Annotated in this window: 2 protein-coding genes; both read left to right on the forward strand. The window is 36.6% G+C overall.

All coding sequences use genetic code 11. The annotated features are described in order from the left end of the window. Nucleotides 1-80: 80 nt before the first annotated feature. Nucleotides 81-7937 (forward strand): T9SS type A sorting domain-containing protein, encoded by a 7857-nt coding sequence (locus FGM02_RS13005; RefSeq protein ID WP_139958815.1) that lies wholly within the window; start codon nucleotides 81-83, stop codon nucleotides 7935-7937. A 386-nt stretch (nucleotides 7938-8323) separates the two neighbouring features. Beyond that, nucleotides 8324-16006 carry a T9SS type A sorting domain-containing protein gene (locus FGM02_RS13010; protein ID WP_139958816.1) on the forward strand — a complete coding sequence of 2561 codons (7683 nt, stop codon included), beginning with the start codon at nucleotides 8324-8326 and terminating at the stop codon, nucleotides 16004-16006. The last annotated feature ends 22 nt before the right edge of the window (nucleotides 16007-16028 follow it).

Consider the following 16028-nt stretch of genomic DNA (forward strand, 5'->3'; position numbering starts at 1 on the left):
AAAATTATAGGTCAATCAGCTTTCTTCTCCATTTTGTAAATCTTAAAAAGAATAGTTTTAAAGTTATAAGCCTCTTTGTTTTGTTTGTTGTTCTTTCGAACAAATCTATTTATTCTCAATCTATTCCTGGTACAGACAATCCTCCAGTAGGTGAGGTAGCGGGTACTTGTGGTACTTGTGCCCCAGAAGGATGGGAGGATATTGGAGGAACCCCCGATATTTCTGATAGAAACAATGCGGGTGGACAAGGAACTTTAGGTGGAGGAGCTCCTTGGGCGAATGCACCACTTCCGTTACCTCCAACAAATGATGTGTATTGGATTACGATGAGAGATGTTGGGAATTTCAATACACAAATAGACGAAAGTGTTACAACGGTTATATCAGATTTAATTGAAGGGAAACTGTATAAATTGACTGTTTGGGTAATGTCCGCTAAATCCGGAACTATAGGAGGCGAGTATTACGGAGGGGCCTATATGGATAATTTTGGGTATCAGGTAGGAACGAATGCAAGAGTAAATGTTGATATCAATTCATCCACCTACCAAGATCAATGGGCAAAGGTTACCATTGTATTCGTGGCGGATAATGGAACAATTGCTTCGCCAGGAAGTGTAGATTTGACTATTTTCCCTAATGATGATGCTGATGTCAATCAAGGTAGTGAAACAGGCAATGATCGTGCTGTCTATTTTGAACTACTGCATTTCTCAGTAGATGATATCAATGCGATAGAAATTTTGGATACGGATGGAGATGGTATTGATGATTTTATAGATATTGATGATGACAATGATGGGATTTTAGATACTGAGGAAAGTGATGGTAATGATCCAAATGGAGATGAAGATGGTGATGGTGTGCCAAACTATTTAGATATTTTTGATAATGGAACAGGAACAGATAATTCAACCACAAGTTATCAAGATAATGATGGTAACGGTTTGCCAGATGTTTATGACTTTGATGGAGATGGTATAGCCAATCATTTGGATTTAGACAGTGATAATGACGGGATTTTAGACAATGTAGAAGCGCAAACCAATGCTGGTTATACGGCTCCTTCGGGGAGTGTTGGTACGAATGGATATTATGATATTTATGAATCTGTGGCAGGAACCGATTCTGGAACACCGAATTTCACCCCAACTATTTTTGATTCTGGACAAACAAATGATGACACAACTCCAGATTATTTAGACATTGACACAGATGATGATGGTATACCTGATAATGTAGAAGCACAAACTACATTGGATTATACGGCTCCGACTGGAAATGTAGGAGAAAATGGATTAGATGCAGCTTATGAAAATGTAGATACGTATTCTCCAACAGGAATAACAATTACAGATACAGATACCGATGGTTCACCTGATTATAGAGATACAGATTCTGATAATGATGGTACTACAGATATCAATGAAAATGGCCAAGGCAATGTTTTAAGTGGTTCGGATACGGATGGAGATGGATTGGATAATAATTTTGATTCAGACAACTCTAATTACGATGTAAATGATAGCATAACAACTCCGGCAACCGATTTGCCAGATGCAGATAGTGATGTAAATTCTGGTGGAGATGTTGATTATAGAGATGATGTTACAGGACTTGATTCCGATGGAGATGGGGTCCCTGATATTGTTGATATTGATGATGATAATGATGGGATTTTAGATATAAATGAAGGTGCTGTTAGTTGTGGATCGACTACAACATATAATTTTACAAACTTGGCAGATGCTGAAACTAATTGGAATTTTAGCTCTCCTTCAGGTCAAACGGGTCTACAAACTGCCAACACAGCTCGCCAATGGTCTTGGGATAATAATGATACTAGCTCAAGTGGTGTTGGTCCAAATACCGGACAAGGAGATGCAGGCTATGTGTATACTGAAATGTCTTCATCTGGTGTTAATGGAGATGTATTTACTGCAGAATTAGATGTGAATTTTGATGCAAGTGCAAGCAGTTTTATGTTTAGTTACTACTTTGGATATAGAGGAGATGGTAATAATGGAACGATACAGTTAGAATCTAATGAAAACGGAGCAGGTTGGGTACCTAGAGGTAATGCAGAAGTGTTAGATCAACAAGGTTTAGCTCAAAATGCCACATTTGCTTGGATTCAAAAAACAGTAGATTTAACAGGATTAATAAGTGGAAATTCGACAAGGTTTAGACTTGTAATTACACAAGGTTCAGGGGGGACAACTTGGCATAAAGATGTTGGTTTAGATACGGTTACGGTTGTTCCTATATGTGCTTCATCCACCGACACAGATGGAGATGGAGTTCCTGATTATTTAGATATAGATTCAGATAATGATGGTATTCCTGATAATGTTGAAGCTCAAAGTACAGCTGGATATACTGCCAAATCAGGAGTTGATTCGGATAATGATGGTTTGGATGATGCTTATGATAGCGACACCAATTCTGGAACGACTACAGAAGGGACATCCATAGGAATTAGCAACCCTACGAATTCAGATGGTGGATTAACGAACTCAGATACAATTCCAGATTATTTGGATATTGATTCGGATAATGATGGAATTCCTGATAATATAGAAGCACAAACAACCACAGGTTATGTGGCTCCAACGGGTATGCCTGGGGTTAATGGTTTGGACAGCGCTTATGATGCTACAGACTCCTATAGCTCGGTCGGTTTATCTTTAACGCTTGTTGATACGGATGGAGATGTTGGGGCTGGAGGCGATTATGATTATAGAGAAGTTGATGCAGATGGAGATGGAACGAATGATGCTGCTGAAGGTAGAACAGGAACACCTAGTTTTACAGGAACTGATACAGATGGAGATGGATTGGATGATGGATATGACAATGTAGATACTTCTGGAACAGGTATCTTTGATGTAAATGACGATATTTCAGATCCAGAAACAGGTGGTTTGATTGATGCGGATGCGGATGTAAGTACGGGTGGTGATGTTGATTACAGAGATACACTTCTTGGTCAAGATACAGATGGTGACGGTATCGTTGATACAATAGATATTGATGATGATAATGATGGAATATTAGATACTGTAGAAGATGAAGCTAGCTGTTTAACAATTCCAACAGCGGCTTCGGGGCCAGTTGTGGCAAGCTCTGGTACAGGAGGTGCACTAACATTAATCAATGATGGAAACCTTGATGCGGATAATGGAATACAATTGAATCGTGTTGGAGAATATATTGTCGTTGATTTGGGAAGTGTAATTCCTTCTGGTGTGGATGTAAGGTTTACTTTATGGAGAAATACTAATAATAATGATAGAACAATACGTATTGCGCAATTATCAAATTCTACTGTATCACTTGGTGGTGGTACCAACCCAGAACTTGTTGAAAGAGCCGATATCGCGACTAATTCTAGTGTAACGAATTTTGATTATACATTATCAACGGATACAAGATATATTCAAATTGAAATGACTGTAAGAGCTGGTGGTAGAATTGAGATTATAGAAGCTCAAATTTTAACATACTTAGATTGTAATAATGATTTTGATGGAGATGGTATTATCAATTCATTGGATATGGATTCTGATGGGGATGGTATTTTGGATAATATAGAAGCTCAAAGTACAGCTGGATATACTGCCAAATCAGGAGTTGATTCGGATAATGATGGTTTGGATGATGCGTATGATAGCAATACAAATTCAGGAACAACGACTTCTGCGAATTCTATTGGATTAACTAATCTTACAAATACAGATGGAGCACTTACAAATTCAGATACCCTACCGGATTATTTAGATATAGATTCAGATAATGACGGAATTCCTGATAATGTGGAAGCACAGTCAACTCAAGGCTACGATGCGCCAACTGGAAATGTTGGTTTAAATGGTGTGGACAGTGCTTACCAAAGTAACGGTACTTTTACAGCAACAGGATTGTCACCTTATAATTTTAATGGTGCTACAGAGGCTGATTACAGAAATACAGATACAGATGGAGACGGAACTAGTGATACAGACGAGAGTATTTCGTTACCAAATGGAGCTAGCGGAACAGCAGATTCTGATGGAGATGGATTGTTAGATATTTATGAAGGATCTGATTATACAGCTGGAGAAAGTTATGATGTAAATGATGAAATAGATGATCCTGTAAATGATCTTTTAGATGCCGATTCTGATGGAGGATCAACAGGTGATGTAGATTATAGAGATGTAAGCTCTGTACCCGATACTGATGGTGATGGAGTAACAGATGATCTAGATTTAGATGATGATAATGATGGTATTTTGGATACTGTTGAAGATGCCGCTGCAGATGCAGATTCAGACGGAATAAAAAACTCATTAGATATTGATTCTGATGACGATGGTATTCCTGATAATGTGGAGGCGCAATTAACAGTTGGCTATATTGCCCCTAACAATGATGACGCAGCTACGTACTTAGCTAATAATGGAGTGAATTCTGCTTATTTGGGAGGGCTAACTGCTGTAAATACAGACGACATAACAGGAAATAATTCAGATGCTTTACCCGATTATTTAGATTCCGATTCCGATGGGGATGGTATTGATGATATTTTAGAGAATGGAAATGCCAATAGTTTATCGGGAACTGATACAGATGGAGATGGTTATGATGACGCTTTTGAAGGTGTTTTAATAGATGCCGATGTAAATGATGATATCGATGATCCGGCAACAGATTTACCCGATTTGGATTCAGATGTAAATACCACAGATGGAGCACAACCAGATGCTGCAGAATACAATGATGTAGATTATAGAGATATTGACGATGATAGAGCACCACCTTCGGTTACAGGTAATATTTTATGGCTTCGTGCAGATATTGGAGTAACAGGTTCAGGAACGGTTACCAATTGGGCAGATCAATCTGGCTCAGGATTTGATGCAACAAATACCGGTAATGGACCAGAAAAATTAGGAGATGGTACTGCCACTGATGGTTTGAACTTTAATCCGACTATTGAATTTATAGAGAGTTCTAGTGAGGATTTAGAAATAGGCGGAAACGGTATATTAGGAAATTCTACTTACAGTCATTTATGGGTGTATGGAGTAAGTAGTTCTACTTCAGCTTCCAATGCTTCTTACCTGTTTTCAAATAGTGTATCAGGAGGAAGTGTTTCTTTACAAGCTCCAAATACAAGTAGTCAATTGTCTTATCAAACACCATCAGGTGGAACGCTATCGAATACTTGGGGAAGTTCTACCAATACTTTTAATATTTGGAATGGAGGTTCTAGTACAGGAACAAGTACACCATCTGGAACTAGAAATGCTATTTATAGGGATGGAGAAGAGCTAAATAGTTCAAATACGAATAATGGAAGTTTTAGCGGAAATAACAGTGCTACTTTTATTGGTTCAGATCCTAATGGGGCTAACTTTTTTAACGGTCAGATAGCGGAAGTTATGGTGTTTAATACAGTTCCTACAAGTAATGAACAGCAAGAAATACATTCTTATTTAGCGATAAAATATGGAATAACTTTGGATGTTACCAATAACGACAATAGTATTGGAGAGGGAGATTATGTAATTGATGGAAGTCCCGATTTAATTGTTTGGGATCAATCTTCTAATAGTGCTTATCATAATGATGTAGCGGGTATTGGACGTGATGACGGGAAGTTCTTAAATCAAAAACAATCAAAGTCGATAAACAGTACTTCAATAGTAACCATTGGTTTGAATGCAATAGAAGTAAACAATGCGAACAATAGTAATACGGTAACGAATGCATCTTTTTTAATGTGGGGGCATAATGGAGTAACGGTAAATAATACAAACACCACTGTTTCAACACTTCTTTGTGAAGACGAATTACAATTGGATAGGGTTTGGAAAATAGTGGAGACAGGATCTGTGGGGCGTGTTGAGGTAGCCGCAATAAAATCAACTATAGATGCCGCATTAACAACACCTACTAGTGAGGTTATTTTACTAAAGGTAGCAGATGATTCCAATTTTACGGTTAATGTAAAGCATATTGCCGTAACAACCAGAACCATTAATGGAGTTGCTCATTATGTAGCAGATTTTGATTTTGATGGAACCAAGTATTTTACATACACAGAAGTTCTAGGTATTTTTTGGAATGGAGATGCTGCTACTTGGACAGGAGGAGCAGGGAATGCCGGAGCACCTTCCACGGATTTAGTGGATGGGATAGATGGAGGTAAAGTATTGGTGATTGATGCTGAATCTTCTCAAACAAATGCTATTATCACGGCTAGTGCCAATGTTTCTTGTACATGGGTAAAACCGAATTCTAAATTAGTTGTTAATGATGCGCTTTATTTAGAGATGCAAGATGATTTGTATTTGGAAGGAGAAATTCGTTTGGTTGGAGATGCGCAACTGATTCAATCGCACACAACAGTTTCTAAAGTAAGTGGAAATGGAAAGGTCTATAGAGATCAAAAAGCTTCAGTACCTAATACTTATAGATATCATTACTGGAGTTCACCGGTTGTAAATGCTTTGGGAAATATTAGTTACAAAGTAAATGAAGTTCTTAATGATGGAACAACACCTACTTCAGAAAATTCATTAGAAAAAGAGATCAATTTTGTTTCTTATAACGGAAATGTTAGTTCTTTAAATGGCGATACTACGGATCCTATTACCATTGCAAATTACTGGATTTACACCTATTTCAATGGATCTAGTAGAGAGGATTGGGTTCAAAAATTAGACAATGGAAGTATTAATACGGGTGAAGGTTTTATTATGAAAAGTACAGGTAGAAGTCCACAAGGATTTACTTTTGTAGGTACACCTAATGATGGAACGATTTCAAAAACAATAACAGCTAATACAACATCCTTATTAGGAAACCCTTATCCTAGTGTTTTAAATGCGAGTGAGTTTTTAGAAGACAATGATGGGGCCATTGATGCTACTTTGTATTTTTGGGAGCATACTGGTGAAGAAACAACACAAGGAAGTGTTGAAGGTCATGGTAAGTATGGGTATAAAGGTGGTTATTCTCAGCGAAATTTAGCCATGGGGGTTGCGGCAAGTGTGTACTCTTCAACAGATGGAACTGCTGGATTTGGAGACGCTACTTATAAAGAACCTTCACAGTATGTTGCGGTAGGACAAGGATTTTTTGTTTCTGCACCGGCCAACAAAGGAGGTATGCTAACCTTTAAAAATTCTCATAGAGCGGCTAGTACGGATAACGTGTTGTTTAAATCAGGGAAAAAGAAGAAACAAGCGACAGATGTAGCCATTCCAACGTTTAAAGTAGGTTTTGATTATGTAAATGAAAATGATATAAGTATACATAGGCAGTTAGGACTTAATTTTAAACAAGGGAATTCAATGTCTGTTTATGATAGTGGGTATGATAGCGCTATTTTTGATTTACAAGCTACCGATGTATATTGGAGTTTTCCAGAAATTGAAACAAATTTAATTATTGCAGGAGTTGAAGAAATTGGAACAAAATTACAAGTACCGTTTAGCTTTGTTATAGATTCAGATCTGCCAGTGACTATTGGAGTTGATGAAAAAAATAATTTGGATGATTATGATGTTAGTTTGGTAGATTTATTTACGGGGCAAATATTTAATTTAGAAACTAAATTAGAATTAGATTTAGCAAAAGGATCGTATACGGATCGATTTAATCTTTTGTTTAAAAATGTAGATGCTTTGAGCGTAGAAGATAATTTTTTATCGGAAAACATGATTGTCTATGCTAATAAACAGAAGGAACTAATTATTCATAGTAAAGAAGCAAAGATTCTTGGCTTTGAAATTTATTCTATGGTGGGTGCAAAAATTCTAGGAAAAAATTCAATTCCATATCTAGGCAAAGTACAGACTTCTATAGATTTTATTGCGAGTGGAATATACGTGGTTAGGGTGTATACGAATCAGGGACAAATTACAAGGAAAATTGTTGTTGAATAATTATCGGAAAGCGATTTTTTTTCTAAAATGGATTCACAATAATAATAAATAAGATGAGCTCGATTTTTTAATCGGGCTCATTTTTTTTGTTGATGACTTTTAGGTACACTTACTTTATTCGAGGTTTTGTTATGAAGTATGTGGGGGCAAAATTTAGATTTAATTTTGAATTATCAAACTAAAAGAAATAAAAATAAAATAAGAGTGCAAGTTACCATATGACTGATTAATTGCCCTTTTAAGTGATTTGGCTTCTTTATAAAATCATTGATTTTCAATAGCTTAATATGGGCTGAAAGGAAAGGAACTCTTTATATAAGCAAGAGATTTTGTATTTTTGTATTTCATAAATTAAAACTACCCCTCTTAATTTGAAAGATTCTGTAATGATTAAAAGTGTTTGTAATCAGCTTTTTAAATATAAACCAAAAAACGTAAAAGCACTCTTGTTATGTGCTTTGCTATTTTCTTGTCATCTAATTTATTCACAAGCTACAATTGCTGGTTCTACTAGAGGAGATGGCATTTGTGGGGAATGTGCTCCAGATGGTTGGAGTATTGCTACAGGTACGCCTGATATTTCAAATAGGACTACTACAGGCGGTGGAGCGCCAGGTAATAATATTGGTCATACAGCAAGTTGGGACATAGAGCTAGGAGGAACGCAGTTGGATTTACCACCAACAGGTCAGTCCACTTGGATTACCTTAAGAGATGTCGGTCAAGATTATAGTCAAGAATCAGTAAAAACCACCATTACTGGACTTGTGGATGGGAAGTTGTATAAGTTGACCATGTATACCATGACAAGTATTTCTGAAAATGATGGATCGGTAGCTGATTTGAATGGAGGACTATACTATGCAGGAGAATTAGAAGATTTTTTTGAATATCAAATTGAAGGCTATCCTATTCAGTCTTTAGAAGTTTTACAAAGAGATGTTTGGTCTAAAACTACCTTTGTATTTATTTTTGATGATAGTAACACGGCTGGTTCTGGTGAGGCAGTCTTTACCTTATTGCCAGGTGATGATTCGGGCTACGGTTCGGCTACTGATGATAATAGATCGGAACGATTGCAATGTGTTAATATTTCTATTGCCAATGGTGTGGAAGCTTTGGAAATCTTAGATACAGATGGTGATGGTGTTGATGATAATGAAGATATTGATGATGATAATGATGGGATTCTTGATATTAATGAATTAACGGACCCTCATGGACAATGGACGGATCCTAGTGGAGATGAAGATGCTGATGGAATTCCCAATTATTTAGATAAATTTCCTTCTGGATTTAGTGATTTAGCAGATCTTAATGGGGATGGAGTTCCAGATGTTTTTGATTTTGATGGTGACGGGATTCCAAATCATTTGGATTTAGATGCGGATAATGACGGAATATTAGATACGATAGAAGCACAATCTGTAGCACCAACTGACGGCAGTTTTATTTCTGCTACTGGTTCTGTCAATACGAATGGTTTGTATGAGGTTTTTGAAGACGGAGATGACTTAACTTCTTTATTAATCGGTCATGAAACTGATGGGAATGTAAATGATGGACCCGATTTTCTTGACATAGATTCGGATGATGATGGGATTCCTGATAATGTGGAAGCACAAACAACAGCAGGTTATGAAACACCTTCTGGAATGGATACTGTAGGGGAAAATGGTGTTTATAATATTTATGAAAATGCAGACACCTTTGCGCCTTCAGGAATTACTTTAATTGATACAGATGCAGATGGTACTCCTGATTATAGAGATTCAGATTCAGATGGAGATGGTGTCAATGATATTTTAGAAAATGATAAGGACGGAGGCACAACTAGAGCAGATAGTTTGACAGGAGTCGATTCGGATGGTGATGGACTTGACAATGCTTTTGATACTGTAACAACAAATTTTGCGACGGGAGTATTAGATGTAAATGACGATATTAATGTACCTGCCGATGATTTAATTAATACAGATAGTGGAACGGATGATGAGGTTGATTACCGTGACAATGTAAATGGACCAGATACGGATGGTGACTTAATTCCTGACGCAGATGATATAGATGATGATAATGATGGGATTTTAGATACTGTCGAATGTCCGGGTACAACAATTCCAGCAGGTAATGCAGCTGGTGTGCTTACAGCTGTAAGTATAGGAAATGCTTATGGTGCTGTTGGAGATGATAATGTAAGAGCATCTTTAAATAGTGTTTCTGATGTGTTGATTGTTGATTTGGGGCATATTGTTCCTTCTGGTGAAACAATTACTTTTAAGTCTAGAAGGAATAATGATGGGAGCCATGTAATGTCTGTAGAAGAATCTATTGATGGGACCACTTTTCCTGCGGCAGCTTCAACTTATACTTTTGCTTCAAAAAATACAAACTATAACAAGACTTATATTTTAACAGCAAGTGCCCGCTATGTCAGAATTTTGATGCAGACAGATAATGGGTCTGGGGCTATTCAAATTGATAATGTGAGTTTTTCTAGTTTTGATTTGGCGGCTTGTTTAGATTCAGATGGAGATGGTGTTCCAGATAGTTTAGATTTAGATTCAGACAATGATGGAATTACAGACAATGTGGAAGCTCAATCGACAGCTGGTTTTTCTGCTCCCACAGGAACGGATACAGATGGAGATGGGTTAGATGATGCTTATGACGATACTGTTAGTGGTGGAGCAGGTGGTTCTAATGGAATTGATCCGTATAATGGAGATAGTGACACTATTGATGATTATTTAGATATTGATTCGGATAACGATGGTATTCCTGACAATGTGGAAGCGCAAGGAACTTTGGGCTATGTGACACCTTCAGGGGTGGTAGGTGTAAACGGTTTAGATGATGCATACGATTTTACGGATAATTATAGCTCTTCAGGATTGTTATTGACGAATACGGATGGAGATAGTGAACCTGACTTTAGAGATGTTGATTCGGATGCGGATGGAGTGAATGATATTTTGGAAAATGGAATGTCAGATTCTTTAAGCGGAAATGACGATGACAATGATGGGTTGGATGATAATTTTGATCGAAGTGGTTTTGCATTTGATTCGAATGCCTTACTAGATGATCCATCTTTTACATTGCCTGATACCGATGTTGATGTAAACTCAGGTGGAGATGTAGATTATCGTGATGATGTAGATGGTATAGATACAGATGGTGATGGTGTTCCTGATATTACCGATATTGATGATGACAATGATGGTTTGTTAGACAGTCAAGAATGTTTTTCTGTTTCTGTTGCAGCTGGCAATGCATTGGTGGTAAAAGCTGAAAATTCTATTGCTGGTGCAGGAGCTACTGCTAGTATTGGTTCCGATAATTCTCGAGCAAATTTAAATAATACAAATGATTATCTTGTTTTAGATCTAGGCTTAAATGTTGTTTCAGGGACGATTATTCAAATTGAAGCTCAAACAGATCATATTGCCAATGTTTTGGATATTGAGCAATCAACCAATGCAATAGATTTTAGCAATACGCAATCTATATCGTTTACAAGTGATCCTATTGATACAGATAAAATTTACAATTATACCTTAACTTTAGATAGTAGATTTATTCGATTGACATTGTCTGTAAGAAATTCAGGAAATGTAAGAATTGATAATGTTTCGTATCAAAGTTTTAACAATCCTTGTGGAGGAGATACAGACGGCGATGGTGTAGCAGATGCGTATGATTTAGATTCTGATAATGATGGAATACTAGATTATATTGAGGGACAATCAGGGACTTATATAGCTCCTTCAGGAAGTGTAAATACTTTTGGTTTATTTGAGGTATATGAAGACGTTAGTGAAACGACTTCTATTGTTACTGGAACTAATTCTGATGGAGATTCTATTGATGATCATTTAGATATTGATTCTGATAATGATGGTATTCCTGATAATATTGAAGGACAATCAACACAAGGTTATATCGTACCAAATTTTGTTTATGGAACAAATGGAGTAGATTCTGCATATGAAAACAATGATGGGTACACATCTGTGACTGCTATAGATCCTAATAATTTTACGGGATCGGGAGCTTATGATTTTCGATCTACAGATACGGATGGAGATGCAATTCTTGATACAAATGAAAGTGGCTTAGCGGATACTTTAAATGGTTCAAGTACTGCGGATAGTGATAATGACGGACTGATAGATAAATACGATGCCGATTTAGTAGGTTACAATCCCCATAATAATATTACTTCTCCTTTAACAGAATTAACAGATAGTGATGGCGATGCCAATGCTTTGGGAGATTTAGATTATAGAGATACCAGTTCTGATTTAGATACAGATGGAGATGGAGTTCCGAATGCAACGGATGTTGATGACGATAATGATGGTATTTTAGATACGGATGAAGGCGTAGGTTCGGATTTAGATAGTGATTCAGATGGAATTCCTGATTATTTAGATATTGATTCTGATAATGATGGGATTCCTGATAATATTGAGGCACAGCCTACTGTAGGCTATATTGCACCAAGTGGTATTGGCTTAAGTATGAGAGATGATGACGGTGATGGATTGGATGATAATTATGATACTGTTGTACCTGGCGGAACTACAGGTACGGATATTTTTTCTAATTTAGTAAATACGGACAGTGCTAATGATGCGATTCCTGATTATTTAGATAGTGATTCTGATAATGATGGTGTGGCGGATATTTCAGAAAATGGAGATCTGGACAATACTTTAAGTGGTACAGATACGGATGGAGATGGACTGGATGATAATTTTGAAGGAAGTGAAGTCAATGATTCCGATGTCAATGATCAAATAAATGATCCTTCTTTAGATTTGCCAAATACCGATGGAGCAAATGATGTAGATTATAGAGATGTAAATAATGACCCACCTCCTGTTAGTACTGAAGGAACTATTTTATGGTTACGAGCAGATAAGGAAGTGACGGGAACTACAAATGTTAGTGGTTGGGATGATCAAAGCGGAACTGAAGATGCTACGGCCTCAGGAAGTGCAAGACCAACAAAGGTGGATATAGGAGTAAACTTTAATCCTACCATTCAGTTTGATGGTGCTAATGATTATATGCAAATTACAACAAGTGTTTTAGGCAATGCGGAGTATACGGAAATTTGGTCGTATGCAGTTATTAAATCCGATGTAAATCAAAGTAAGTATGTTTTTAGTGAGGCAGAAGATGATAGCGATAGGTTAGCGATGAATTTAACTACCGGAACCATAAATAGTAACATAAATTTTCAGCACGCAGGAAGTACAACAAATGATACAGGGAGTGTGGTAACGAACAATGAATTTGGCATGTATACGTTTGGAGCTTCTAATAATGCTTCCATTACTCCAACTGGAAATTCTAGGCTTATTTCAAAAAATGGTTTAACGGTTCATACAGAAACTAGCACAGCCACTGAAGGAGGGAATAATCAGACAATGTTTATTGGAGCGCAAACAGCTGGCAGTAATTTATTTAATGGTGAAATAGCAGAAATTATTATTTCTGATGAGGTACCTGATAAAAACAAACAACAGCAAATTCAATCTTATTTGGCAATTAAGTATGGAATTACCTTAGATAAAACGGATTCTGATGGAGATGATAATTTTGGAGGTAGTAATCCTGATGTTATCCAGGGAAATTATTTACTTGAAGATTTGTCTACGGTAGTTTGGGATTACGCAAGTAATACAGCCTATCATAACGATGTTGCTGGAGTAGGTAGAGATGATAATATGGCTTTGTTGCAAAAACAATCTAAATCAATTAATTCTGATGCTATTGTCACGATTGGTATGGGAAGTATTGCTAATTCAAACATTTTGAATGCAAACAACATCAACAGCAATCAATCTTTTTTAATGTGGGGTAATAATGGAGCATCTTTGACAAGTACTTCTTCTAAATCTCTTTTATGCTCACCAGAACAACAAATGGATAGAGTTTGGAAAGTTGTTGAAACGGGTTCTATAGGTGAAGTTGAATTGGCAGTTATTGAGGATAATGGGATTGGATTTGTTTTTGAAACCGTGTTAGATACGGAAAATACCGTTAAAGTATTAAAAATAGCAGATAACCCTACATTTACAACGAATGTAAAATACATTCCTTTGATAGATGGTAAATCAATAAATGGTGTTTCGCACAAATCAGCTACTGTTGATTTTGATGGGACGAAGTATTTTACTTTTTGTGAAATCAATGGTATTTTTTGGAATGGAGATTCTAGTGAATGGGTAGGAGGTTCAAGAGCTTTGGATGCACCTGCTACAGATGATGTAAACTCAGCTGCAGATGGAGATAAAGTGTTAGTTATTGATGCCGAATCTTCATTGACAAATGCTTTTATGACTCAAAGTGCCAATGTTGGCTGTGCTTGGGTTCGAGAAGATTCAAAATTAGTGATTAGTGATGATAAATTTTTAGAAATTGAAGGTGAATTTATTTTAGATGGAGAAATAAGATTGGTTGGTGAAGGAGAGTTGATTCAATCTCACACAGGTTTGTCTAATGTTCAAGGAAATGGAAAAGTGTATAGAGATCAAAAAGCGAGTGTTCCAAATCCATATCGTTACCACTATTGGTCGTCACCTGTTATTGAAACCCTTGGAAACACAAATTTTAAGGTTGAGGATGTAATGTTTGATGGTACGTTAAGAACCACTGAGGCTTCTGTAGCTACTCCTATTGGCTTTAAAACCTATGATGGAAGTATTGCTTCGTTGAATGGAGAAGTAGGGGGTAGTGGTGAGGCTTTGATTGCTGGTTACTGGATTTATACGTATTTTAATGGATCCTCAAGAGATGATTGGGTTCAGAAAAAGGAAGATGGTACAATAAATATTGCGGAAGGCTTTACAATGAAAAGTACAGGAAGGGTACCTCAGTATTTTACTTTTGCAGGTACACCTAATGATGGACTTATTTCAAAGACAATTGTGGCAAATACCACTTCTTTATTAGGGAATCCTTACCCAAGTGCTTTGTCGGCCGATACTTTTATAAGTGAAAACAGTGAAGTTATTGATGGAACAATTTATTTTTGGGAACACACAGGAGAAAGCACTACGGAAGGAAGTGTTGAGGGACATGGTAAATTTGGATATTTAGGTGGTTATTCTCAGCGAAACTCAGGTATGGGAGTAGCGGCGAATGCATATACTGCTACGGAAGGAACGGCAGGATTTGGTATTGCATCCTATACGGCACCCCCTGAATATGTTCCTGTTGGACAAGGTTTCTTTGTTTCAGCTCCTTCAAGTAAAGGCGGGGTGTTAAAATTTCAAAATAGTCAAAGAGTAGATACAGAAGCAATAAGTGAGGTTTTCTTTAAGTCTAAAAAGAAGAATAAATCAACTAGTTTGTCACCAACACTTCCTAATTTAAAACTAGGTTTTGATTATACAAATGACAACAATGTAGGGATTCATAGACAGTTGGGAATTAATTTTAAAGAAGGAAATACAACTGAAAATTATGACAGTGGTTATGATAGTGCTACTTTCGATATTCAAACAACGGATGTTTATTGGGATATTCCACAAATAGAGGTAAACCTAGTCATTGCCGGTGTTGATGGACTTCAAGACAAGATGCAAGTTCCTTTAGGTGTTAATGTAAACAGTGCTCAAACTGTTAAGTTGATGATTGATGAAGAGGTAGAAATGGAGGATTATGATGTGTATATGGTAGATTTATTGAATGGAAGAATTTATGATCTAGACAATACGGTTTCTTTGAATTTAGAAAAAGGAATTTATTCCGACAGGTTCAATCTTCTTTTTAAACATAAAAGCACACTGGGTATTGGTACGAATGTATTGTTAGAAAGTATGCTTGTATATACGGAAAGAAGCACTAAACAATTAGTGATTCATAGTAAAGAAGCAAAGATTCTTGGCTTTGAAATTTATTCTATGGTGGGTGCAAAAATTCTAGGAAATAGTTCAATTCCTGAACAAGAAGAGATACGAACTGCTGTAGATTTTATGGCAAGTGGTATATATTTGGTTAGGGTGTATACGAATCAGGGACAAATTACAAAGAAAATTGTTGTTGAATAAAAATGGCGAAAAAATACTGTTC

Origin of the sequence: Flavicella sediminum (assembly GCF_006381105.1) — a bacterium.
GTDB lineage: Bacteria > Bacteroidota > Bacteroidia > Flavobacteriales > Flavobacteriaceae > Flavicella > Flavicella sediminum.